This is a genomic window from Mesobacillus zeae (assembly GCF_003570705.1).
In the GTDB taxonomy this organism is placed as follows: domain Bacteria; phylum Bacillota; class Bacilli; order Bacillales; family Cytobacillaceae; genus Mesobacillus_C; species Mesobacillus_C zeae.
The window spans coordinates 220,556-245,645 of sequence record NZ_QWVT01000029.1 but is presented as its reverse complement, the minus strand read 5'-3'; the positions used below and the strand labels follow the sequence as shown (position 1 = coordinate 245,645).

The following is a 25,090-nucleotide window of genomic DNA, read 5'->3' as shown; positions in this document are numbered from 1 at the left end:
CCTTTTAAGGCGGCGCTCCGAGGTGAGTTCACTTCCTGTGTCCATCGCCGGCTCCCACCATTCCGGCTCTCTGTGGATGGGTACTGCAGGAAATTACTTGTCCTCTTCTCTGCTTTATCGCTATTTAGCTAACATTAGGTTCTGCTGACTGACTGTATACTTTTACTCCTTCACTTACAACTCTCTTTCTGAACTCTTCCAGGATCGTCTTTGTGTGGAATCCAGGGACGCCATCACCGATCACCCGGCCGTCAACTTTGACTACAGCAATGACCTCAGCTGCTGTCCCGGTCAAAAATACTTCATCGGCTGTATAGACATCATGCCTTGTGAACGGCTCTTCCTTCAGCTTATAACCAAGGCCTTCCGCAATATCCATGACTGCGCTCCTTGTAATGCCTTCAAGTGCCCCGATATAGCCAGGCGGTGTGTAAAATGTGTTTCCTTTAATAATGAAAATGTTATCCGCCGACCCTTCAGCTACGTATCCCTGGTCGTTGAGCATAAGCGCTTCGCTCACATTCGCGAGGTGTGCTTCAATTTTCACGAGGACGTTATTGAGATAGTTCAGTGACTTCACCTTCGGGCTCAATACGTCAGGCCTGTTCCTCCTTGTTGCGACTGTAACGATTTCAAGTCCCTGTTCATATAGTTCTTTTGGAAAAATGGCCAATGGCTCAACAATTATGACTACATTTGCTTCTTTACACTTATATGGATCCAGTCCAAGGTCCCCGACACCCCTGGATACGACAACGCGGATATAGGCATCCTCAAGCCCATTTCTTTCAACCGTCTCCGCTATCAGGCTGGTGAGCTCTTCCTGGGAATGCGGAATCGCAAGCATGATGGACTTGGCAGACCGGTAAAGGCGATCCATGTGCTCCTCCATCCTGAAAATATTGCCGCTGTAAACACGAATTCCCTCAAAGATGCCATCACCGTACAAAAATCCATGGTCATAGACCGAGACTTTGGCATTCTCTTTTGTAACGAATTCACCGTTTAAATAGATCCATTGATCGGGCACTGTCAAACACTCCTTTTGTTGTTAAACGCTTTAAATGGATAAAATGTTAGTTGTAAAAAATCCCGCAAACACCGCTGTACTAGGCTTGATAACCTTCCCGACTACGGTTGTCTGAGCTACTGTTCTGTTATTTGAGGACTATACTACGCCCATTTCAAACCTTCGTCAACCGGTTTTTTTGAAATTATTTGATAATTTAGATTTATCAATATTCTTGTATCCGCTTACAAGCTTGATGCTGTCACATTTGCTTTTCCGAAAACTTTTTTACTGTTTCACTAAAAAATTTTGCTTATCCAATTTTCATTCTAAAAAGAAGGCGACAGGGCAGTTCTCTATTTTTAAAAATAAAAAATAAAAAACTCACCACAAAAGGTGAGTTTTTTATTATGTAGCTATAGTAAGCGTCCCAGGAGAGATTCGAACTCCCGACCGTGACTACCTAAATGTTATTCCTTAATTTCAAAGGGTAAATACCCTAGATTAATGCAGTCTATGTCACCGCCAAAAAGCACTGAAAGCTAAGTGAATTTCTATTCAATCTGGCATATTAAAACGCGGGAAATAATTATACACCAAAAATCCGCCAAATAAAATGAACAGGATTGAGAAAAAAAACGCACCTTCAGTAAAACCGGCAAATCCCATAAGTATAGTAATTAGGCCAAGCCAGGAAGCCAGCGAACTTAAAGTATACGAGTATATCGAAACAAAAAATGTTATTGTCCTCCCTATAAACCCTCCTGATAAAGGCTCCTTTGCCATATGTCTGATACTTAATATAACGCTCCATAATAATAATGCCGGGATTCCCCATGAAAAAATCAACCCAAATATACCTACCATTATCCACCCTCATTGTTCCCTAATTCTTTTTTTACCAAAAACCCCAATATTTATATTCTCTATTCCATTCTTTAATTCCTTCTTCAAAATCTAACTTCCAAGTAATATTTCCTTATCAATGCCGTGTTCGTTCTATACTGCCATCGTGGTACACGACATTTTACTAGTTTCCATCGAACCCAATCCGACAAAAAAGATTTTTAACAAGTCTAGCTTTGCAAAGTACTTAACATCTTTATTAGCAATAGACCAGTCAATCCTTCAAAGAACATTCTTCACATCACTTTTTCGTCATAAAAAAAATAAGCCTACTATAGCGTTAAAATGATCATCCGATCGTAAGTTCGGTCCCGGGTTTATCTCCGAATTTGACCGATATGTTGATCGTTTCACTTAACGTTATTGAAGGCTTATCTTTTGTTCTTTAACTTTTTACGTCCCAGGAGAGATTCGAACTCCCGACCGACGCCTTAGAAGGGCGTTGCTCTATCCAGCTGAGCTACTCTATATATCGCTGTTTTGCTTCCGTTCAGTATAACGGTCACTTTTCGAACTTAGACCGATTGACTTATCTCCTATTATAATTACTTATACTCTGTAATTCAATAATATAATAGTTAAAAATAATCCTGTTTCAGTATCGATACATTTGAAAAATCAAAGGCATGTGCATAAACCAAATATGGGCTTGCCCCATTCACCCCCTTAAATGTGGAAAATCCGCTCCCTAATCCTAACAAAAAAAAGAGACCCCTTAGGAGTCACTATTTAACTAACTTGTATATGTTCTTTAATTAACTTGTCTGATGTTGGTTCTGATACTACAAGTTGTCTAATCATTTAAGTACTAGAACACGATTTTGAGTCGTGCGCGTCTGCCAATTCCGCCCATACATATTATAAAATTTAAGTGATGCGTTGGCACCACTGCTTTTATAAGAGACTAGTAAACTCAGTGATACGCACAAAAAGCATACGTTCATTAATTTCATCAAATATTGTGCTACTGATATGAATTTATAATAAACAATTCTATGGGACAAGTATTTTCTACAATTAATTGAAGTCTTAAAATTCAAATAGGGACACGCTAATGTCCCTACTTGTATCTTAAGCAATTTAAAGACTATTTAAGCTTAATGATTTTAAGACTGGAAGCAAAATAGTTTTTAACTTGTCTCCTTTTGGTTTTCTACCATAAGAGAATTTGAATCTATTAGCCGTTATTAAGGTTGCATAGGCTAATTTTTGCTCTAAACTTAACTCTTGTTTGGGAATTAGTACTGTAACATCACTGTTTGGTACAAAAGATTCGATAGATACATAAGAATAAGTGTGGCTTCCTGCACCATTAGTTGAAACATAGAGTGTGCCTGCTGGAAAAACTTTATTTTGGGGGACAGTACGAATATCAACATAACCTGTATAACTCGTGGACTGCCATTTTGACGGCCTAACAAAAGGTATTAAATACTCATTTGCTTTTTCAGGCTGAATAGCTAAATTACTGGATGCAACCCCATTATACATATGAAAGATATCTTGTAACATTTTAAAGTTGCTGTCATCTTGATTTCCCAAAACCTTTCCAACCGAGCTCACCTTATTATTTAAGAATTCAAACTGTCTGATTCCAATGCTATCATCAATACTGTAATCTAATATTGAAGTAGGAATTTCGGTTATATCTGGAATCAGCAATTGAGCTAAAGTTCGATTTACTTGCCTACCATAGCTGAACTTGAACTTATTCATTGATAAAGCAGTGCAGTAGTATAGTAGGACTGGCTTCGACATGTTTACTTTCGGTTTCAAATAAAACAAATCTCTTCCTGAGTAATAAGGAAACTCTTGTAAGAAACTGGACATTACGCTTCCTCCCCCAGCAACCGAAATAGTCATTGGTGGATTGGGGGTTACACTAATTTTTTCAACGAAAGCAGTAACACCATTATGTTTTCCGCTACGCCCAACGTAAGGAATGGCATTCGGAGAATTGATTGAAACTTCTTCTAACTTATTCAGGTCTAAATTCACGCCATATTTTACTTCAAATAATTCTTCCACACGAACTAACTTCATAGACCATTCTCCATCTTAAATGCCTGATACTTACGAACTGTCTTTTCAAATGCTCTCATATCTAGGGAACTATAATCAGTTTCTAAATATGCCTCTGCAATCCATTCATCTTCTGGAGTAACTATCTTGTTTATACTGAATTCAGCTATTTCCTTTCTGTTCATAAAAGCATTTAACCATTGCCGCTCTAATCCTTTTTCGCCGTCCCACTGTCTATTTACATCTGCGCGCCCGTATTTCTTGGTTTTAACAAAGCCATCATTTCTCCAATATCCGAACCATGTTTCTTTATACTTAGGATGCGGAACATGAGCTGTGATTACAATACCCACAGTTACTACAGATGTTTTACTATTAGCAAACAACTCTTCAGGCAATGAAACTACTGCTTCAAGTGTATGATTTTTAAGCAATCGCTTTTTGTATTCGTAATTTGCTCCTGAAGTATCTGTAACTACACTTGCAGGAACCAGTGCTATAACAGTCCCCTTTTCTTTAACGGCATCTAAATTAGAATAAATAAATTCAAATTCATAAATATCGTCTTTATCCATCTTAAATGGTGGGTTAAGAAGACCAACGTCAATTAAATTTTTTCCTTTTAGCTTACTAGGAACCACGTCAAATGTATCACCCCAAATGATGTTACTGCGACCATCTGAATGTATTATCATATTTGAAACTAGCAATGCTAAATTACTAGATTCATATTCAATTCCATAAACTTGCTTTTCACGTATTTCTTCAATTTTTGTTTCATCATCACCTGCATCAATCATCATTTCTCCCAAGGAAGCCACTAGGAACCCACCAGTTCCTGCTGCATTGTCAAGTACAGTGGTATCCTTTCTTACATTAGCCATCTTAGCGAACAATTGCGCAATGTGCATTGGTGTAAGTACAATGCCTAAGCCCTTATCAGTATTTGCATAGCGTAAGAATTCTATATAGAACTGACTTAGCGTATCAATGTATTTATATTTGTCTAGGAACGTATAAACGTTATCCTTAATTGAAGTGATAACTTCTGTTAATGCCAATAACCCTTTTTTACTGTCAGAGAAGGTCTTGTTTGTTTTGATAAAATCAAATGCCCCTAATACTACATCCGTATTTTTGTCCTTTTTAGGGTCTGCTCTTAACTCCGTAGAGATAGCTCCTAATAAAGAACTGATTAATGCGTTAGCTGTTTTGTGAGTGTTGTACGATATCCTAAATGCATCATTTTGTAGTGCTACAAGTATTCCTGAAATAAGTAAAGCTCGGTAGGATTCTTTAATTTTTTTCTTATGAAGATTGCTGTTCAACAATTTGGCATAAGTCAATAGCTTTGAATAGTCTCTATGGAAAGCTTCATCTGATTCCAAAATTAACCTTAAGTAATTATCATAAGTTAAAAGATTCTCCGACTTCACTTCTTGAACATCATCGGTTCCCTTTAACTGCCAGTATGCACTTACTTCATAATTATCTTCACTTCCACTTAAAGCAATGGATAGTACATCGAACTCTTTTGAAACAAAAGACGAGTAAAGCAATACTCCGTCAACTGCATAATCAGCATACCTTTCTCTGGTTAAACTGCTATGAAATTTGGTGTCCGCTTTACATTCTACTAGGAAAATGATATCTGGGTATCTATATGACCTTAGGATAAAATCTGGTATCCCTTTTTTTGTGCCTTTTTTACTAGCATTTAAAAGTAATTTTTTTATTTTTTCATTTGCTGTCGCATCTTTAAATTCAACAATAATATCTTCGTTATCAAAATAGCCTTTTTCTTGAAGCAAATCCTTAAAAAGCCATTCAGTTTCAGTCTCCGATATTTTTCTTTTAGCCATATTTGCACTTCCTTATTTTTCGCATTTACATTTTTTTGCTCTGTAAAATTTCCGACAATAACAATTTTACTATAAAATGCCTGTTAGTTGAATGCCTTTTCTACAAACAATGATTATTGTATTGCTCCTCCCTCCTAGATGTAGGGGCGTATGCCATCTGAGAATAAAGTGCTACCAATATATCAAAAGCCCTCTAGCCCAATGGAATCAATACATTGAAGGTTAAAGGGCCTTTATTTATGCTAGTCTTGGTGTCAATTAATGAAACATGCGAAATATTTCACCTATAAGTCTCTACTTAAACTTATTTTTCTGTATAGGGCTATAACAGCCTTATTTCGGCTTTCCCATGCTTCATTTCTTATTGCTGGCACACTTTGTATGTCGCCTCCATTTCATCCATTAAATTGGCTAACTTACGGCTTTTGGCTCTCTTGCTACTCTGTGAATGATTTGCTCATACTCACTCGTGACTGGATGGCGGCTAATGTCCTCATGCTCCTTTCTCCTGTTCCTCTATTTCCTTCGCTAGTTTATAAAAAGTTGTGCGTTTCATCCCTGCTTCTTCCATGGCAGCGGTGGCGGTGATTTCCCCTGCTTTCCACTTTTCATATGCTCGGCAAAACTTCTCCGTCGCTTCTGTTTTTGGTCTGCCAAACTGCTTGCCATTCTTTAGAGCTACGTCTATTCCTTCACGCTGCCTTTTTCTGATGCGTTCCCGTTCCTCGTCTGCCATCCATGAAAGGATTTGTAATACAAGGTCGGATATAAAGGTTCCCATGCTGTCCTTGTATTTCGTAGTGTCCAGCAGCGGCATATCCAGTACTACAATATCATCCTTTATATTCCCTGTGATGTCCTGCCATTCATTCAGAATGTCATCTTTGTTCCTTCCGAACCTATCCAGGGAATGGATATACAGAATATCTCCTTCACGCAAACACTGCTTTAATGCCTGGTATTTGTCACGCTCAAAGTTCTTTCCACTCTGTTTATCCAGGAAAATATCCCTGTCCTCAATATCATGCTCTCTCATTGAAGCAAGCTACTATCCTGCGTTCTGGTCCTTGCTACTCACACGTACACAGCCAAATTTTTTAATATTCATATTTCCCTCTCCTTTTTAAAATAAAAAAGACCACAATCGTGTGGTCTTGAGTGGCAAACTATATAAAGTGATATTATTACGGAACTATCAGTTAAGCAGAAGCAGTAGAAGCAGAAGGCTTATTATCATTCCTGGCATCGATTAGAATTATGTTTTTGGCTTCCTGTAAGCCAAGCTCTTGTAATATTTTTTGCACTTTTTTTAATTCCTGCTCAGAAAAGTATAAAATTACTTTTATTGATTTTTTTGTTTCATTCGCAGCCTCATATATTGGTACTTGGTTCTTCAAATTCTTTTTCAACTGTGAATTACTTGCCAATTTAAATTCGATAAGCGTCTTATCTTTATTTCCCTTGGATACTTTAAAATCCACAGGCCCCCTCCCATTATTTACTTCTCTATTCACGTCAGAATCAGCGGCAAACCAAGTCAGCCTGTATAAAATTTGAAGGTCTTCTTCCTTTTTTATAGCCATTCCCTTTGAATAGAAAATTCGATAGCCATCGTTATTCTCGATAACATGTTTTAAAAACATGACCCTCTGCAAAGATTCCTCAAAGGTGTCCTCTTTTACTTTATAAAAATCCGTTTCTTTTTCAAGCAGTTCAATAAGTTCTTTAAATTTCTCTACATAAAATTGAGCGGATTCTTTTACTTTTTCGATGCTACGGGCTTGAGCTTGACCTCCGTGCTGTTCCTTAAATTTTATATAAAAGTCAACGAACTCAGGGTATTCTGATACTACTCTGGTTACAGCAAGACTTCGGTCTTTCGCAGAAGGTTTTTTCGGCAAAATCGAAATAAAATAGTTGTTTATTTGAAACCTTAACTGTTCGTTATCAATACAGGCGGGGATTAATGAAAAATCCTTTACCATATCTGTTTTATTAATCCAAGTGTCATCTTTTGTAAGAATATCCATAGGTGTTAAAAGAACATAATCTCCGTTTATATACGGCAAATCATAAGCATCTCTTTCCCAGGTTTCCGTTTTATAATTGAACCTTACGTTGTTGACTGTAACCTTTTTAACATACTTTTTGTTCAAGTGTTTTAAAGCGAACGTTTGAGTATATTTCAGTAAGTATTCATGTATTAATCTTGTGGTAAAATCGCTGATATTGTCTCTGCCCACCTTGTCCTTAATAATGCATAGCTTTTCAAGATGGCTGCTTTTTGTCACTTTTTCCATTCCAAACTCTGAGAGCACACTATTTAAATTGCTATGCAAAGCAACTGCGAAGTCTCGCCCTAGTCCGCTGCCCCCATTTCCACTCTTAGAAAACCCCAACCAATTTTGCTTGATTTCAGGAAACATAAACCAAGCTTTTAATAATCCAGGAGAAAGAGTTTTTTCCTGAGCTTTATCCCTTAGAAACCCAAGATATTTTAACATGTTTTGATGCAAGTCTTGATACTCTTTCTTGGTGCTATTAAAAAGAAGAAAGGGGTCGATAAATAAAGGCAAATCATTTATAAGTGAAACATCGAATGCACCATATTCATAAAGTACACTTGGTTCTACTTCAAGAAAATCAGAAAAATATACTTTTAAGTTCATTGGCTATAACCCCCTTTTTCGGAACTGGTATATATTGATAATTCTATATAAATACTGTGCGTGTTACAACAAAATTTGGAATAATCCGACAATATTCAATGCTTTATACTGTGATAATGTCAATATGGTTGTTTCTGATTTCCCTTTATAATACAAATTCATTTAAGCTGTCTTCTATTTCCTCTTGGGTAATGCCGATATATCGTTTTGTAATTTCAGGCTTTGAGTGGTTCAGGATTTCTTGAAGTTTTGCCATGTCTTTTGTCTGTTTATAAAACCAATAGCCAAATGTTTTCCGCATGGTATGGGTGCCAATGCCATCCTCAATATCCACCATTTTAGCAGCCTTTACAATCTGCCTGTATGCCTGAGTAGTTGTTATATGGCTTCCGCCCTGGCGGCTGGGGAAAAGCCATTCTGTGCCTTCCAGTGTATTTATATAGGCTTGGATTTCGTCATAAATGTTTGTAAACTGGATTACCCTTGATTTCTTAGTCTTTCCTTCCTTTACAGTGACTTTCTTCTTTCGCTTAACATCCTTCACTTTGATTTTTACTAGGTCGCCGACACGCAGCCCTGTATTGATGCCAATAAGAAATAGAATGTAATCCCTCTGGCCGCACCATTTCTTTAAGCTCCATTTTATGTCCTCCAGTTTTTCTTTGCTCCTAATTGGTTGAACGTCATAAACCCCTGCTTTAGCCGTCATTTTTTCTCCGTCTCCTTTCAAGTCAGTAATATCAATAAAATGAGTGTACGATTTTTTTATATGTATAGGGCATAGCACCAAAAAAGGCACTTTTCCAGTAATACCAAGGAAATGAGTGTATGATTTTGGCTATTTTCTTACACTCGTAAATGAACAAAATTAATGAAAAAAGTTCTTGCAATTATGGAATCAAATGGTTTAGATGGTTTTGAGGTAAGTTCCTCCCTCTCCTAGAATAGTGAGTCCTCCTTTCCTTTCTCCTGGGGGACTCCAATCTTAAATAACCGTAAAGGATTGATATATATGATTACACAAGAAGAACGAGACAGTCTTATGAGGGCAATGGAAATGAAGCATGCACTTGTTTTTTGTGATGGTTTACCGATAGGGCGCCAAATTCGCATAAAACGAGCGCACGATTCCCTTTCACTGGTTCAAGCTAGTGAATTTTTAAAGATTCCTAAGTCAACATTGTCTGAAATTGAAACAGGGGTTAGAAAAGTACCTCGTAAACATGAAAAGGCAATTAATGAATACCTGTATCACATGTATTTTGCTGATGGTGAATTTATTGAAAGGTGGGAGCAATAACAATGATAGACCATATCGAGATTATCAAAAGGCTTGAACAACAAAATGCTTTAATAGACACGACAGAAGCACAACGAGAAGCTAACCTTTTTAGGATTCAATGGCTTACATGGCTGCATAGGGATAAACCTACCTATCACCCTTCAAATGGCACAGATTTTTTGCTAGAAGCTCATAAAAATCCCAATTATCGTTGTACTCCACGTTCTCTTTTAGAGAATTGACCTTATCTGCACACGATCACTTTAGAGGGAAGGTCTTTTCGCTCCTAATTTAGGAGTGCTTGGAGGTCAGGTGTGGACAGCGTCCACGGTCTTAAAGGGGCAAGGAGCAGCTTTCCTTTTCCCTCTATCTTCTTCCACCTGTTACACTAGAAAAGCGACGAGAAGCCATATAAACTCCCTAATTCAGTGTGTGTCGTCGGCAATATGACCGCAACGGCTGGAAGTGGCTTTGTCAATGAGGCTTGAAGTTTTAGCGTTCTTTGCTAAAAGTTTTGTGAAGCGAAGCGGAACAACCCATTGACTAAGACAAGGAATGTACTTCTCTTTCCGCCTTTTTGTTTTGTTGCGTGTGAACTAGATGAATGGCAGTTCTCCAATTAAAGAGCAGAAGCTACACCCTACCAGCCGTAGGCAAAGGACTAGCATTTATGCTACTCCCTTCTCACAGAGACCCCCTGGGCACCGAACTTCACTTTACCAATTACAATAGGTATACCTTGCCACTGAAATTTGTGGTACTTTTTTTCTTTTAATACGGAAATAGTTCAACTTTTAGATGGACAAAAAGCGACTATATCGCTTAGGTTTGAATTATGACTATGCAATGACACAATTAATAGTAGAAACGGGGGAAGTTAAGATGAGTGAATCACAATCGGAAAAAATCCTGAGTCAAGTAAAGAGTGGTGAAATCAGCATTCCAGAAGGAAAAATAGAACTATATAAGGTTTACAAGAGGACTCATAGGGAGCAGGCAGAGGCTCTACGAAAAAAGACGACGGCGGAGCAATATAAAACTATTCACAAAGGACGTGAATTCCTTATGCAAAGCCATGGATTAATGAAGCTATATAAACAACTAACCCATGCAGAAGCAGGAACATTCTATAAGCTATTCAGCTACGTACAATGGGAAGGAGACGGACTCTTAATTAAGAATAAACAGGCTATGACTCAGAAGGAATTAAGCCAGATAGCGGGTGTGAGTGTCAGACAGCTGCAACGTAACGTAGAGAAACTCATTGAGCTAGGATTAGTTATCCAACATGGGTCGGACAAGTACCCTACCTACATCATTAACTCTGACTATGTAAGAATGGGAGAACTACGAGACAAGAAGACTCCATTCACAAGGGTGTATAAGACAACGAGCCGCCACTTCTTCGATAAACTTAATATAAAGGAACTCGGCTTCTTCATTAAGTTAAGCCTCTACATCGACTTCAATACATTGATAGTAGTAGGTAACCCGCATGAACCTAATGCGGATAAGATTACCCCACTACGATTAGCTGGCATTGCTGAGCTTATGGGAGATAGCGTGAACACAGTCAAGGCTCACATCAGAGCACTAGGTAATGCAGGCATCCTACGAGAGGAAGGTCCAGCAGGGAGCACACTGGCTAAGAAAACATTCTACTTGCATCCAGAGGTTGTAAACAGGGGGCAGGTCGGCAACACCACATTCTTTGATGTACTTAGCCTCTTCACTAGCCTAGATAAACCTATGAAGTATGAGAAAGCTCATAAGGAGAAAGTAGCAGCAAAAGAGTTCATCCAAAGAGTAGTAGATAACAAATAACCAACAACAGCCGCAGTAGAAGCCATACAACCCTCCCCTGCGGTTTTCTTATGTTGTTCTTGTTCATGTATTAACAACTGCTGGTGGGTAAAGTGTCCTCCACAAACCATATGAGTGAATAGATAACTACCCTGTATTCATAACTACAAAAGGATAGATTTCTTCCACTATTATTAAGCTAGATGGATATCACCGCTCACTTCGTTCTCGGCTCACCATCATGTATCCATATATTGTCTTATGGAAGGCCGCTAGTTATTCATATATAACCTTCGGCAAGTGGATTTTCGCTAAACGCTCAATCTTACTGTCTCTACCACGCAGACCTCTTTTTGGTGGGGGGTATTTTCCCAATTTAATTATCGCTCCAAAGGCAGAATGTGCAAGGAGTTACCTTTCAAAAGACCAGCCCTTGAAGACCATCATGCATGTAGAGATACAAATATAAAGAGTGTAAAACCTCCATAAATAACTCTATCCCTTGCGGCTGTAAGGTCAATTAATAATTTTTACTACGACACTTTTTGACGGTTTTAATAGTCTTACTACGACACTTTTTGATACTTTTACAAAACGAAGAATTATTTGAACAAAGTAATAAACTATGCTTGGATTCTTTACGAGCAGCATCCATTGGAACTACTGTCCAGGTGGAAATTAAAACCCGCACCATCAATGGTAAAAGCCACCTGATGCATTTAACACTTCTCAGATGGCTTTCCTATCTCATCTTTTTATAACGCTAGTGGCGGGCTAATTAATCATTTTCATTGTCCCCTAAATATGAGCGAAGGTTATTTGCCACTTCATCGACATCAAAGTGCAAATATTTAGTTGTAACCGATAAATCACTATGCCCTAACGCCTTTGATATCACTGCAATATTTGCCCCTTTATCTAGTAATGTTTTTGCAAAACCTCTTCTTAAGGCATGTGGATTTATGTTTTTTAAACCATACATCTTGGAATACTTATTTAGCCGCTTCTGGATGTTATTATGTGTTGGGGAGGTTGATATCACATCACCGTATTTTGTAATAAATACCAAGCTGTTTTTCTTGCCATATCCCTTCCTAATTACGGCATTTTGTTTTATAAGTACACCTAACAGTTGTTTTAGTAAGTCATTAAAAGGCAATTTAATTTGCTGATGATTTTTCATTATGCTGCCTTCCAAATTTAGCACATTGTTATTGAAGTCTATATGGCGTTCTTCAAGTTGAGTCAATGTACTTATTCGAATACCTGTTTTATACATTACTAGGATGGCCACAGCATCCCTTAATTGAATGAAATTACTTAAGTCTAATAAAGAGAGCAATACATTAACATCACGCTCTGTTGCACCTTCTTTAACCATATGGTCAACCTTTATATTAATGGTTTTCCAAAACTTTATTTGAATCCAACCATTATCAAAACAGCGGGAAAGAAAAGCTTTTAGACATTTTAATCTTGTTAATTTTGTCTGATTACTAACATTCATACTATCTAACCATCTATAAATGGCATCGGCGGTAATATCCGCTACATATTTTACATTTGTTATGCTTTGAAAATGCTCTACATGAAGCACATAATCACTTATGGTTCGGCTTCTATTGCCGCTTACCTTCATTTGTCTTGTAATGGTTTCGAGAGCAACAGAAATCAACATTGAATCATTATTTACCTCATGCAGTTTTGTTTTTGCTTTTGAAGCAGTTGAACTTGTTTCAGTTAATCCACCTAATAATCCTCCTACATCCACTTCAACTTCAAATAATCCTTTTCTTTTGGTCACAATAAAAAACCTCCTATATCGCAAGTGATATAAGTCAATAACGAGTGTAATTTCTTACATGACCGTTATACTGACCGTTTCACTAAACGATATAGAAGGCTGTTGCGGTGGTGTTCTCCACCTTCAAGTTAGTGTCCCAGGAGAGATTCGAACTCCCGACCGACGCCTTAGAAGGGCGTTGCTCTATCCAGCTGAGCTACTGGGACAGGATAAAAAACAATTGAAAGTGCGCCGTAAAAAACAACTGGTTGACTGCCCGGCCGGCAGCACTTTTTATGTTTTTCGAAGACAATATTTATTATATTAGGCTATCGATTAAAAGTCAACAGTCTTATTGTATTTTTTAAAAAAGGGGAGTTTTTATTCTCCCCTGCAAAGTTACTGCTCAAAGCTGAATTTTTGTTTTAGCTTTTCCATCTCACCGCGGTCATAGTCGTGGACATGGAGGAGCACGGAATTCTTACAGTTTTCGAGTGTGACATAAGTCTTTTCACTGCGTCCGCGCGGAAGGCGGAGGCTTCCCGGATTAATGAACAGGGTGGACCCGATCATTTCGACACCGAGAATATGCGAGTGCCCAAAACAAACAATATTGGCACCCACTTCTTCGGCTCTGTAAGCAAGCTTCAGCAAATCATTTTTAACAGAATAATGATGGCCGTGGACAACAAGAATCCTGTAGCCATCATGATCAAGCACAAGTTCTTCAGGGAAATCGCCAAAATAGTCGCAGTTTCCTTTTACAGCTGCAAATCCCTTGAGAGCCGGATCATCGGGCGTCAGTTCCGAATCGCCGCAATGGATCAGCAAATCCGCCTCAGTCTCTTTTTCCTTCACGCCAAACAGAACCTCTGACGAACCATGGTTGTCACTTACGATCAGGATTTTGCCCATTGGTGTCCATCCTTTTCAAGGCTCGTTAACAATGTCTGTTCAAGCTTTTCCAATGCCCTAGCCCTGTGGCTGATTTTATTTTTCTCCGCAGGCTCCAGCTCGGCCATCGACCTATTCATTTCGTCAGCATAAAACACAGGGTCGTAGCCAAATCCATTTGTCCCTCTTCTTTCAGGCAGTATTCTGCCTTCACAGCTGCCCGAAAAAGTTTGCGTCCCACCTCCAGGAATGGAAACTGCAAGCACGCATCTAAACCTTGCCGTTCTTTCCGCAGCGGGGACGTCTTTCAGTTCATCCAGTACCTTATCGATGTTCGCGTCATCATTCTTCTCTGTTCCGGCATAGCGTGCCGAATAAATACCCGGCCTGCCACCAAGTGCATCCACTTCAAGGCCTGAATCGTCAGCAATGACCATTTTTCCGAGCCTGTCAGATGCTGATTCAGCCTTGAGAATGGCATTTTCCTCAAAAGTAGCACCAGTTTCTTCAATATCCGGAGCTTCCGGATAATCCAAAAGCGTTTTCACATCAAAGCCCCGGGCATTAAAAATTCGCTCAAACTCTTTTGCTTTACCCTTATTTTTTGTAGCGATAATGACTTCGTTCACTTTGGGATGCCCCCTATTCTTCTTTCCCTGATTCAATAAGACTGGATAATTCCCCGCCAAGCGCTTCTTTCTGAATTTCGAAAAGCTTCGCAAGGCCTTCCTGGGCAGCACTTAGCAGCTCTTGAAGCTGACTGTAGGAAAAAGTTGATTCCTCACCAGTTCCTTGAAGCTCTACAAACTCACCGCTGCCCGTCATCACAACATTCATATCAACATGTGCAGCAGAGTCCTCAGGATAATTCAAATCAACCACTGCTTCCCCGCTCTCAAGGATCCCCACACTGGTTGCGGCTAAAAAGTCCGTTATCGGGAAGCTCTTCAGTTTCTTTGTCTTGTACAGATTTTCCAGCGCCAGCGCCATGGCTACAAATGCACCAGTAATTGAGGCAGTCCTTGTACCGCCATCAGCCTGGATGACATCGCAGTCAATCCAAACCGTGCGTTCTCCGATCGCTTCCAGCTGCACCGCAGCCCTTAGCGCCCTTCCGATCAAGCGTTGTATTTCCATCGTCCGTCCTGTCACTTTTCCTTTTGAAGACTCCCGTATTGTCCTCTGTTGGGTTGCGCGCGGCAGCATGGAATACTCCGCAGTAATCCACCCTTTTCCTTCTCCGCGCATAAACGGCGGCACCCTGTCCTCGATGCTGGCAGAACAGATGACCTTCGTATCGCCGACCGTTATTAGAACGGAGCCTTCAGGATTTTTCAAATAGTTTGTCTCAATATGTACAGGTCTTAATTGCAGCGGTTCCCGCCCATCAAAACGCATGTTTATGCCTCCTTATAGATTAAGCTTCGACTGCTGCCAATTGAATTGCTCCAGCAGCAATAATAAAGAAGAGGCAGCCAATAGCCTGCCTCTTTATCTGTCATTTCATAGTATAACAAATTTACCGAATTAAAAACTACCGGTGTTCACTTTTTCTGGACGAGTAACAGGCTTCGATAGTTTTTTCCCATTCTCCATAACGAGCTCGGCCTTTCCTTTGACTTTCACTGAAACACTTTCAATTCCCTTTTGTTCAGTAAGTGATAGTACGAGGGAATTAAGCACATTTTCCGAAATAACTTTTTCCTTGAAGCCGCCATAAATTGACTCATTGAAATTGAGCGTCACCTTGTTTCCTTCTACCTTTGCCTTATCAATCAGCTTGACATCCGGCTGGAACTCCGACTGAAGTGATGAACCATAAGCAGGGCCAGCTGCAAGCTCGCTGATAATTGAATCAATATTATCAGTCTTGTTATTAGAAACCCTTTTGGTTACAGGGACATAGTAATGACTTCCTTCGCTCCCGCCAACATAGTATACGGTAACAGCCTTGGTATTCGTGATATCGGCAGCTCCAGTTGTATCTAGGTTAATGCCATCCACACGGCTCAGGCCCTCTTTAATCGGCGTTCCATTCACCGGCATGCTGTCAATTTTTTTGCCATTTACCTGAAGCTGAACATTTTTCACACTGTCAAACTGGGTGAGCGTCCAAGTAACAGCCTGAAGGATTCTTAGCTCATCCTCTTTTTTATAATTGGCAAACTCCTTGGAAAAATCAACAGCGGCAACTCCGTCTTTGATATTCACGGATACTTGGGTATCGGCCGGCAAGACTGCCCGGAACCCATTTGGCAGCATTTCTGAAACTGGACCGTTAACCACAAGGTACTCAAGCGCCTGCTTTGCGATTGCATCTTTTTTAGGAAGGCTCATTGACTTTGAAACAACATACCCATCCTTATCGATCAAATAAAGCTCCGTTTCGACCATCGAGGTCTCTGCACTTTCTTTTTTGCCGCCATCTTTTGCTTCTGCCGCCGTTTTACCTTCAGTGCTGCCCGCTTCGCTGTCCTTCAGGTAAGTGACATTCTGCGGCGGGTCTATTTCTTTCTTCTCTTCATTTCCCAAAAGGCCGCAGCCGGACAGAAATACCGTGGTCGCCAGCACTGCCGTCCCCATCATAGCTGCACGTTTATTCCCAGACATATACATCCCTCCAAACACAGTTTGTACTACATGTATACGGGCTTGTTTCCATTTTAGACCGCTTGTCAAAAAAATAAAAACAGCTCCGTTTATGGAGCTGTCAGATTGTAGAGTAACCCCCTATTTTTTATTACTGATTTTGAAAATGGGAGTTTTTGAAGTTTTTTTATCTCTCGGACTAATATATAGATATTAACCTAAGACAAAAGCTGTCAGGAAACTAAACTAGCTAAGTTTCGATATTTTAAGTCATTTCCTCTTCAAGAATGCCCCTTTTTTTACCAAGCCGGCAGCCCGATGTATGACTCTCTTATCCCAGCTGAATTTTCTTTACATTGTCAACAGCTTGTCCGAGCCATTCCGACGCGATTGCCGAAAAAATCTTCCTTGATCCAGTGGTGTAAAATTCATGGACGGGTCTCTCTCCGCCTTCCAGAAGCATACCGCTATGATGGAGAATGGTGCTGACTTCCCTCGCAGTCTCTTCACCTGAACTGATTACTCTGATACAATTGCCCATCTCTTCTTTGATGATTGGCTCAAGAAGAGGATAGTGGGTACATCCGAGAATCAGTGTATCAATTCCGGTACCTTTCAAAGGCTGAAGGGTTTCAGCGACAATTTTTTCTGCAAGGGCACCTCTGTATTCACCGCTTTCAACGAGCGGAACAAATTTCGGACATGCCAGGCTGACCGCCTCGGTCCTGTCGTTAATTAATTTCAGCGCAAACTCATAAGCGCCGCTCCTGACTGTTCCTACGGTACCAATTACACCTACTCTGTAATTCTCGGTTACTTTGATTGCTGTCCTTGCTCCAGGATGGATGACACCGAGGACAGGGATATCGAGTTCTTGTTTTATGTCTTCGAGCGCAGCAGCAGTTGCCGTATTACAGGCAATTACAAGCATCTTAATGTTTTTTTCGAGCAAAAAACTGGTCAATTCCCATGTGAACCTGCGGACTTCCTCTTCAGGCCGGGGGCCATAAGGACAGCGGGCTGTATCGCCCAGATAAACGATTTTTTCATTAGGAAGCTGACGCATCACTTCTTTGACAACTGTCAGGCCCCCCACTCCTGAATCTATTATTCCTATTGGGTATTTCAAAGTTCTCGCCTCAACCTTCCCGCATTTCTTGGTGCAATTTAGCCATATTTTGTTTCAAAAGGAGAATCTCTTCCCCTGTATAATTCCTCAGGACATCCTGAAGGTAAATTTGCCGTTTCCTGATGACTTCATCAATGATCCTCTCCCCTTCTTCAAGGAGATGGATACGCACAACCCGCCGGTCATTCGGATCTTTCACCCTGACGACAAGCTCATTTTTTTCCATGCGGTCCACTAGATCTGTTGTTGTGCTGCATGCCAAAAACATTTTTCCAGACAAGTCGCCAATAGTCATATCTCCATCTTCAAACAGCCATTGCAGGGCAATAAACTGCGGCGGAGTAATGGTATAATTGCTTAAAATTTCACGGCCCTTTTGCTTAACAATTCCAGCTATGTACCTAAGATCCTTTTCTATATCGGCAAACGTGGCTGAATCCACGCGATGCTCTCCGTCTTCAAGTTTCATCGTTTACACTCCTATTATTGTTGGCATCGAAATCACTGGCCTGATTGTAGAGAAGTCTATCAATTCTCTTATTTTCTACTTTTTTCGGCAAAAATTCAAGAAAGAAATGAAGCCTGCAATGCTGCCGGCTTCACTCCGCGTGTTACAGATCGCTTGAACCCGGCTGATCGAGCATTTGCCGGCTATTCAATTAAAGTTCTAGCTCTCCCATTCTCAGGAGCTCTACAACAGCTTGAGAACGCCCCTTTACGCCAAGCTTCTGCATAGCGTTTGAAATATGATTGCGAACCGTTTTCTCGCTGATAAATAGTTCACTCGCAATTTCTTTTGTCGTTTTGTCTTGTACCAACAGTTCGAATACTTCTCTTTCTCGTTTGGTGAGTAACGGCTTGTGAGTATAGTCATTCTCCTTCAAGTATTGTAACCCTCCTTGCCTTCGCCAGCTGTGAACAACGGGGTGGGTATAATTTAGTCACGATATCATATGTCAGCGAAAGACGTGAAGTGACGGTTAATACACAGAGTAATCCATTAAAAAGAAAAATGTGCGTTTGCTACCGGATCCCTGATTTATCAATGCCTGTAAACTGCTTCTTCATTTCTTCGGTCCATGCCGAGCCCCTGCCTGTTTTTTTCGAGATCTGGACAATCGTACCCCGGCCGGCAAGGCACACGCTTCCGTCATCTTTTTTGGCCATGTAGTGAAGGTCAACCGAGGAGTTTCCAATCCTGGCAGCTTTTACATACACCTTAAGATTTTCATTAAAATATATCTGCTGCAGGTAATCACACTGAAGGTCTGCAACGACCGGGATTTTTTCGCTTTCAGGCCTGACCCAGTCCTGCATGAATCCTTTGCTTTGGAAGTATTGTATCCTTGCCTGCTCAAAGTAGACAAAAGGTACAGTATTATTTAAATGCCCAAACATATCAGTTTCGGAAAATCGTACAGTGACCGGATAGAAAAACTCAAATTCGTTTTCCCACTGTAAAAAGTTTTCTACATAGTCCAGTTTTCCCACATTGATGCCTCCTGTAAAAATGAATGCTCATTCATTCGTTATTCTCTTATTATAATTATTTTCAGATAATTTGCAAGAATTTCACTCCCGGTTTGGCGCTAATCGCGGCAAAGAAAAATAGCCCAGCTCCTTGATAGTGCTCCTGCCATTTAGCAATCTATCATTCAGGAATGCTATCATTACCACAACAATAAAAAAAAGCCTCTTCCTATACGGAAAAGGCTGTTTTAGCTTTAAATCTGGTCGCTTCCAAAAAAGCTCTTGAAAGCCTGGATGGTTGTCGCCCTGTTCAAAGCAGCGATCGATGTAGTCAAAGGAATGCCTTTCGGGCAAGACTGTACACAGTTCTGCGAATTGCCGCAGTTTGACAGGCCTCCATCTCCCATGATTGCTTCAAGGCGTTCCGCTTTATTCATTTCCCCGGTTGGATGGGCATTGAACAGGCGTACCTGTGACAATGGCTGTGGTCCAATAAAGTCGGATTTGCTGTTAACGTTCGGGCAAGCCTCAAGGCAGACGCCACAAGTCATACATTTAGAAAGCTCGTACGCCCACTGCCGTTTCTTTTCAGGCATACGCGGTCCAGGACCAAGGTCGTACGTTCCATCGATTGGAATCCATGCTTTCACCTTTTTCAAGGAATCGAACATTCTCTTCCTGTCTACCTGAAGGTCGCGGACAACAGGGAATGTCCGCATTGGCTCAAGACGAATTGGCTGCTCCAACTTGTCGATCAGAGCTGTACAAGACTGTCGTGGCCGGCCGTTGATGACCATTGAGCACGCGCCGCAAACCTCTTCAAGGCAGTTCATATCCCAGGCAATCGGCGATGTTGTTTCACCTTTTGCATTAACAGGATTCCGCCTGATTTCCATCAGCGCGGAAATCACATTCATATTAGGACGGTATGGCAAGTCAAACGTTTCTTCATAAGGGGTCGCATCAGCAGAGCCCTGACGTGTGATGATAAACCGGACAGTTTTATTTTCTGACATACCTCTTTACTCCCCTTTCTTTTTAGAGTAATCACGCTTACGCGGTTTGATTAATGAAGTATCGACATCTTCGTAATGGAAAGCAGGTGCCGCATTATCAGCTACAAACTTGGCCATAGTCGTTTTCAGGAATTCCTCATCGTTCCTGTCTGGGAACTCTGGCTTATAGTGTGCCCCACGGCTCTCGTTTCGGTTATAGGCTCCGATAGTAATGACGCGTGCAAGCTGAAGCATGTTGTTGAGCTGACGAGTAAACACCGCTCCTTGATTGCTCCATTTTGCCGTATCGTTAATATTGATATTTTGGTAGCGTTCCATCAGTTCGACAATTTTCTCATCCGTTTTCAAAAGTCTTTCATTGTTGCGCACGACGGTTACATTATCTGTCATCCACTCTCCAAGCTCTTTGTGAAGGACATAGGCGTTTTCAGTGCCGTTCATGTTCATGATGCTGTTCCATTTATCCTCCTGCTGCTTGGTAAAACGGTCAAACACTAAAGAAGAAACGGATTCAACACTTTTTTCGAGTCCATTGATATAGCGGATCGCGTTCGGGCCCGCTACCATTCCGCCGTAAATAGCAGAAAGCAGGGAATTGGCACCAAGACGGTTTCCTCCATGCTGTGAATAATCGCATTCTCCAGCCGCAAACAACCCTGGGATATTGGTCATTTGGTCATAGTCGACCCACAGGCCGCCCATGGAGTAGTGGACTGCAGGGAATATTTTCATTGGAACCTTGCGCGGGTCATCACCCATAAATTTCTCATAGATTTCTATAATTCCGCCAAGCTTAATATCAAGTTCTTTCGGATCTTTATGGGAAAGGTCAAGATAGACCATGTTTTCTCCATTGATTCCGAGCTTTTGTTCAACACAGACATCAAAAATTTCACGTGTTGCAATATCACGCGGGACGAGATTCCCGTATGCAGGGTATTTTTCTTCAAGGAAATACCAAGGCTTCCCGTCTTTATAAGTCCAGACACGACCGCCTTCACCACGGGCAGATTCACTCATCAGGCGCAGCTTGTCGTCTCCAGGAATGGCCGTCGGGTGAATCTGGATGAATTCACCGTTTGCGTAATAAGCTCCCTGCTGGTAGACGATGGATGCAGCTGAACCCGTATTAATGACCGAGTTCGTGGATTTCCCGAAGATAATTCCAGGGCCGCCGGTAGCCATGATTACAGCATCGGCAGCGAATGACTTAATTTCCATCGTAGTCAGATCCTGGGCAACGATTCCGCGGCATAGGCCTTCATCATCAATGACCGCGCCAAGGAATTCCCAGCCTTCATACTTTGTAACAAGCCCATCCACTTCAAATCGGCGCACTTGTTCGTCAAGTGCATAAAGAAGCTGCTGGCCTGTTGTAGCGCCGGCGAACGCTGTACGGTGATGCTGTGTTCCGCCGAATCTGCGGAAATCAAGCAAGCCTTCCGGTGTACGGTTAAACATGACGCCCATCCTGTCAAGCAGATGGATAATGCCAGGAGCGGCTTCTGTCATTGCTTTTACAGGTGGCTGGTTAGCCAGGAAATCGCCGCCGTACACTGTATCATCAAAGTGCTCCCATGGGGAGTCTCCTTCACCTTTTGTATTGACTGCTCCGTTTATGCCCCCCTGAGCACAAACTGAATGCGAGCGCTTGACCGGCACAAGTGAAAACAGTTCCACAGCCGTGCCTGCTTCCGCAACCTTTATGGCAGCCATCAAGCCTGCAAGCCCTCCACCTACAATTATTATCTTACCTTTAGTCATAGAGACCAACTCCCCCAATCCAAAGTCTGTCCATATATTCCGTTTATTGATAGCTTTCCATTAGATAAATGCTGCGAGTGCGCGCATTCCGACAATCGACAAGGCAACAAAGATTCCGATTGTGACATAGGTAGAGATCACTTGGGATCTCGGCGTCACAGTGATGCCCCAGCTCACGAAGAAAGACCACAATCCGTTAGCAAAATGGAAAACAGTAGAAAGGATTCCGATTGCATAAAAAGCGACCATAAACGGCGATGACAGGATATCCGCCATCATGTTGAAGTCAACTTCAGCCCCAAACGCGGCAGCAATGCGTGTCTCCCATACATGCCACGCAACAAATACAAGCGTGATGACTCCGGAAATCCGCTGGATCATGAACATCCAGTTCCGGAAGTAGCCGTACTGGCTGACATTATTCTTAGCGGAAAAAGCAATATAAAGCCCGTAAATAGCATGGAATAATAGCGGCAAGTAAATTACGAATACTTCCAGAAAAATCCGGAACGGAAGATGTTCCATGAATCCTGCAGCTTTATTGAAGGATTCCGCCCCGCCAGTCGCAAAGTGGTTGATTACAAGGTGCTGGACCAGAAAAAGCCCAACAGGTATGACGCCAAGCAATGAATGAAGCTTACGCCAGAAAAACTCTCGATTTTCCGCCATATGTATACCCCCTCTTGATATTAAAGCATGATGACAGGCCCATCCCCATAATCTCTGACAATAGCTGATTATTAAAAGCCTGACATCAAAATCTTACAATTGTGTGACATGTTCATTTTACTCCCATCGACAAAGACCGTCAAGAAAACGGATACACGATATGTTTATATAAATACAATTATTTAAAAATATTGATATATCGTTTTTTCTTTAAAAACATGGATTTACCCTTGCCTTTTTGATATATCGACATAATTTTTATGCAAGGTTAATCTTTTTTGAACTTTGATCACCCGTCAATTTTATTTTTCCTATTAGGATTGTCGGTATTTTTCTCCACAGGCTTTCCCCCAAAAAAATCAGCAGGTAAATTCGCAAGAAACCCTGCCTGTATCCAGGCAGATTGTATATAATAGAGAAATAGAAAGAGGGGAATAAACTTGAGCGAACTAACATCACCGAAAAATAACGAAAGCGCCAGCCAGCCTGCTGCTTCTGCATTTGGATATGAATTGATCAGGGATGTCCTGCTGCCCGACCTTCTCGGCAAGAATGAGCCCGATATTCTTTACTGGGCCGGAAAAAAACTCGCAAGAAAATATCCTCTCGGAAGCATGGAAGAAATCTTTGACTTTTTCCGGTATGCTGATTGGGGCTTGCTGAGCATCAAAGAAGAGAAGCGTAAGGAAATGGTGCTTGAACTTCAGGGCGAGCTGATTTCCTACCGCCTGAAAGAAAACAGCAATCTCAGCTTCCAGCTTGAGGCCGGGTTCCTTGCGCAGCAGTTTGCCATGCAAAAACAAGCTACGGCTGAAACCTTTGAACATTCCGGAAGGCGCTCGGGACGGATAAAGTTCACTGTCAAATGGGACAGCAGCGATCCATTAATGTGAAATTCGTAAAAAAAGCTTTCAAAGCACCGCTTTGAAAGCTTTTTTATTAATGCTGCCCGACCGACTGCTCCGACAGCCCAAACGCACTGTGGAGGGTTTCAACTGCTTTGACCATATTGGTATCATCAATGACTGCTGACACTTTGATCTCTGACGTGCTGACCATTTTCACCATAATTCCGCTGCCCGCAAGGACTTCAAACATTTTTGCGGCTACTCCTGGATTTGAAATCATTCCAGCTCCAACAATCGATACCTTTGCAAGGCTTGTCTCTGCTTCAATGGACCGGCACCCGATGGCTTCTTTGTTTTTTTCAAGGACACTGAGAGTTTCTTCAAGGTTCGGGCTTTTAATGGAAAAAGAGATAGCCGCATGATTCCTCTCTGTCCGGCTTTGAATAATGATATCGACATTAATATGATTTTCAGCTAGCAGTGAAAAAATCGCTGGAAGGCTATTAATTGAATCTTCAAGTCCGATGACAGAAATCCTTGTGATTTGATCCTCAAACGCTATACCCCTTACAACCAGGCTTTGTTCCATACGATTATCCTCCCCAATCATTGTTCCCGCTTCCTGTTCCATGCTGGACCTTACTTCAAGCGGCACTCCATAATTCTTTGCATATTCGACAGCCCTTGGATGTAGGACTCCGGCGCCGAGGTTTGCGAGCTCAAGCATTTCATCATACGACACGCTAAGAAGCTTACGCGCGCTTTTCACATACCGGGGATCCGTAGTAAAGACTCCGGTAACATCCGTGAAGATTTCACACTTATCTGCATGAAGTGCCGCGGCAAGGGCAACTGCAGTAGTATCCGAACCACCTCTTCCAAGCGTTGTGATTTCCCCTTGCTCAGTTATCCCTTGAAATCCGGCTGCGACAACCACTTTCCCGGCTGCCAAATCCCTGCTGATTTTTTCAGTCCGGATTTCTATAATCCTTGCATTTCCATGGACTGCTTCTGTGACAATCCCTGCCTGCCAGCCTGTATAGGAAACTGCTTCAATTCCATGCTGCTTGAGTGCGAGGGCAAACAGGGAAATCGTCACCTGCTCCCCGGTCGACAGAAGCATGTCCATTTCTCTCTTTGCAGGTGCCGCAGTCAGGTCCCCAGCCATTTCAACAAGCTTGTCCGTCGTTTTCCCCATTGCCGAAACAACTACAATCACATTATTGCCTTTTCGCTTTTCAGCGATTGCCCTTTCTGCAGCATTTCGTATCTTCTCAACACTTCCTACCGATGTTCCGCCAAACTTTTGTACAATCAGTCCCATCCTTAATCCCTTCTTCCTGACTCGTCATTCCCGGTTTTCCCGGAGTGCTTC

At 41.4% G+C, this 25,090-nt stretch carries 23 protein-coding genes, 1 tRNA gene and 1 other annotated feature (1 of these 25 only partly in view); of the genes, 4 read left to right on the top strand and 20 right to left on the bottom strand.

The features are described from left to right. Nucleotides 1-119 (bottom strand) — a binding site (T-box leader) (it extends 138 nt beyond the left edge of the window). Nucleotides 120-124: 5 nt separating this feature from the next. From ilvE to D1970_RS17105, 6 genes are all read right to left on the bottom strand, one after another. After that, nucleotides 125-1,030 (bottom strand): branched-chain-amino-acid transaminase, encoded by a 906-nt coding sequence (ilvE, locus tag D1970_RS17140; protein ID WP_119114081.1) that lies wholly within the window; start codon nucleotides 1,028-1,030, stop codon nucleotides 125-127. Between the two features lie 1,965 nt (nucleotides 1,031-2,995). Continuing rightward, complete coding sequence (locus tag D1970_RS17125) at nucleotides 2,996-3,958, bottom strand: restriction endonuclease subunit S (RefSeq protein WP_119114079.1); 963 nt, start codon at nucleotides 3,956-3,958, stop codon at nucleotides 2,996-2,998. After that, complete coding sequence (locus tag D1970_RS17120) at nucleotides 3,955-5,799, bottom strand: HsdM family class I SAM-dependent methyltransferase (RefSeq protein WP_119114078.1); 1,845 nt, start codon at nucleotides 5,797-5,799, stop codon at nucleotides 3,955-3,957. The genes D1970_RS17125 and D1970_RS17120 overlap by 4 nt, the downstream gene beginning before the upstream one ends. 493 nt (nucleotides 5,800-6,292) lie before the next feature. Next, nucleotides 6,293-6,835 carry a recombinase family protein gene (locus tag D1970_RS17115; protein WP_374978561.1) on the bottom strand — a complete coding sequence of 181 codons (543 nt, stop codon included), beginning with the start codon at nucleotides 6,833-6,835 and terminating at the stop codon, nucleotides 6,293-6,295. A 163-nt stretch (nucleotides 6,836-6,998) separates the two neighbouring features. Further along, nucleotides 6,999-8,468 carry a DUF8370 family protein gene (locus D1970_RS17110; protein WP_119114077.1) on the bottom strand — a complete coding sequence of 490 codons (1,470 nt, stop codon included), beginning with the start codon at nucleotides 8,466-8,468 and terminating at the stop codon, nucleotides 6,999-7,001. 145 nt (nucleotides 8,469-8,613) lie between these two features. After that, complete coding sequence (locus D1970_RS17105; protein ID WP_119114076.1) at nucleotides 8,614-9,177, bottom strand: tyrosine-type recombinase/integrase; 564 nt, start codon at nucleotides 9,175-9,177, stop codon at nucleotides 8,614-8,616. 303 nt (nucleotides 9,178-9,480) lie between these two features. On the opposite strand from D1970_RS17105, the gene D1970_RS17100 reads away from it, so the two are divergent. The 3 genes from D1970_RS17100 (at nucleotide 9,481) to D1970_RS17090 (ending at nucleotide 11,574) form a co-directional block, all read left to right on the top strand. Continuing rightward, nucleotides 9,481-9,768, top strand: a complete 288-nt coding sequence (locus tag D1970_RS17100; RefSeq protein WP_119114075.1) for a helix-turn-helix domain-containing protein — start codon at nucleotides 9,481-9,483, stop codon at nucleotides 9,766-9,768. 2 nt (nucleotides 9,769-9,770) lie between these two features. Then, the gene (locus D1970_RS17095) at nucleotides 9,771-9,992 is read left to right on the top strand and encodes a hypothetical protein (RefSeq protein ID WP_119114074.1); all 222 of its coding nucleotides are present in this window, start codon (nucleotides 9,771-9,773) and stop codon (nucleotides 9,990-9,992) included. A gap of 640 nt (nucleotides 9,993-10,632) precedes the next feature. After that, nucleotides 10,633-11,574, top strand: coding sequence for a hypothetical protein (locus D1970_RS17090; RefSeq protein WP_119114073.1), 942 nt, complete (start codon nucleotides 10,633-10,635; stop codon nucleotides 11,572-11,574). A 757-nt stretch (nucleotides 11,575-12,331) separates the two neighbouring features. On the opposite strand, the gene D1970_RS17085 is transcribed toward D1970_RS17090, so the two are convergent. From D1970_RS17085 to D1970_RS17025, 13 genes are all read right to left on the bottom strand, one after another. After that, a complete protein-coding gene (locus tag D1970_RS17085) occupies nucleotides 12,332-13,357 on the bottom strand; it encodes a tyrosine-type recombinase/integrase (protein WP_259339700.1) in 1,026 nt (341 codons plus the stop codon). A gap of 132 nt (nucleotides 13,358-13,489) precedes the next feature. Next, nucleotides 13,490-13,563: transfer RNA gene (locus D1970_RS17080), tRNA-Arg, on the bottom strand. 172 nt (nucleotides 13,564-13,735) lie between these two features. Beyond that, nucleotides 13,736-14,251: a metallophosphoesterase gene (locus tag D1970_RS17075; RefSeq protein ID WP_119114072.1), complete on the bottom strand. Its 516-nt coding sequence runs from the start codon at nucleotides 14,249-14,251 to the stop codon at nucleotides 13,736-13,738. Beyond that, nucleotides 14,236-14,859 (bottom strand): XTP/dITP diphosphatase, encoded by a 624-nt coding sequence (locus D1970_RS17070; RefSeq protein WP_119114071.1) that lies wholly within the window; start codon nucleotides 14,857-14,859, stop codon nucleotides 14,236-14,238. Before D1970_RS17070 ends, D1970_RS17075 begins: the two co-directional genes overlap by 16 nt. 13 nt (nucleotides 14,860-14,872) lie before the next feature. Then, nucleotides 14,873-15,628: a ribonuclease PH gene (rph, locus tag D1970_RS17065; protein WP_119114070.1), complete on the bottom strand. Its 756-nt coding sequence runs from the start codon at nucleotides 15,626-15,628 to the stop codon at nucleotides 14,873-14,875. A gap of 129 nt (nucleotides 15,629-15,757) precedes the next feature. Continuing rightward, nucleotides 15,758-16,840: a GerMN domain-containing protein gene (locus D1970_RS17060; protein WP_119114069.1), complete on the bottom strand. Its 1,083-nt coding sequence runs from the start codon at nucleotides 16,838-16,840 to the stop codon at nucleotides 15,758-15,760. A 310-nt stretch (nucleotides 16,841-17,150) separates the two neighbouring features. After that, nucleotides 17,151-17,948: a glutamate racemase gene (gene racE, locus D1970_RS17055; protein ID WP_119114068.1), complete on the bottom strand. Its 798-nt coding sequence runs from the start codon at nucleotides 17,946-17,948 to the stop codon at nucleotides 17,151-17,153. A gap of 10 nt (nucleotides 17,949-17,958) precedes the next feature. After that, nucleotides 17,959-18,417 (bottom strand): MarR family winged helix-turn-helix transcriptional regulator, encoded by a 459-nt coding sequence (locus D1970_RS17050; protein ID WP_119114067.1) that lies wholly within the window; start codon nucleotides 18,415-18,417, stop codon nucleotides 17,959-17,961. Between the two features lie 190 nt (nucleotides 18,418-18,607). Beyond that, nucleotides 18,608-18,832 carry a helix-turn-helix domain-containing protein gene (locus tag D1970_RS17045; protein WP_042459328.1) on the bottom strand — a complete coding sequence of 75 codons (225 nt, stop codon included), beginning with the start codon at nucleotides 18,830-18,832 and terminating at the stop codon, nucleotides 18,608-18,610. Nucleotides 18,833-18,971: 139 nt separating this feature from the next. Continuing rightward, nucleotides 18,972-19,439 (bottom strand): acyl-CoA thioesterase, encoded by a 468-nt coding sequence (locus tag D1970_RS17040; protein ID WP_119114066.1) that lies wholly within the window; start codon nucleotides 19,437-19,439, stop codon nucleotides 18,972-18,974. A gap of 233 nt (nucleotides 19,440-19,672) precedes the next feature. Next, nucleotides 19,673-20,434, bottom strand: a complete 762-nt coding sequence (sdhB, locus tag D1970_RS17035) for a succinate dehydrogenase iron-sulfur subunit (protein ID WP_119114065.1) — start codon at nucleotides 20,432-20,434, stop codon at nucleotides 19,673-19,675. A 6-nt stretch (nucleotides 20,435-20,440) separates the two neighbouring features. Continuing rightward, a complete protein-coding gene (gene sdhA / locus D1970_RS17030) occupies nucleotides 20,441-22,198 on the bottom strand; it encodes a succinate dehydrogenase flavoprotein subunit (RefSeq protein ID WP_119114064.1) in 1,758 nt (585 codons plus the stop codon). 60 nt (nucleotides 22,199-22,258) lie between these two features. Beyond that, on the bottom strand, nucleotides 22,259-22,867 hold the full coding sequence (locus D1970_RS17025; RefSeq protein ID WP_119114063.1) for a succinate dehydrogenase cytochrome b558 subunit: 609 nt from the start codon (nucleotides 22,865-22,867) through the stop codon (nucleotides 22,259-22,261). 440 nt (nucleotides 22,868-23,307) lie between these two features. Between D1970_RS17025 and D1970_RS17020 the strand changes: the two genes are divergently transcribed. Continuing rightward, complete coding sequence (locus tag D1970_RS17020) at nucleotides 23,308-23,760, top strand: YslB family protein (protein WP_119114062.1); 453 nt, start codon at nucleotides 23,308-23,310, stop codon at nucleotides 23,758-23,760. A 46-nt stretch (nucleotides 23,761-23,806) separates the two neighbouring features. Here the strand turns inward: D1970_RS17020 and D1970_RS17015 are convergent, their stop codons facing one another. Then, on the bottom strand, nucleotides 23,807-25,039 hold the full coding sequence (locus D1970_RS17015; RefSeq protein WP_119114061.1) for an aspartate kinase: 1,233 nt from the start codon (nucleotides 25,037-25,039) through the stop codon (nucleotides 23,807-23,809). Nucleotides 25,040-25,090: the final 51 nt, after the last annotated feature.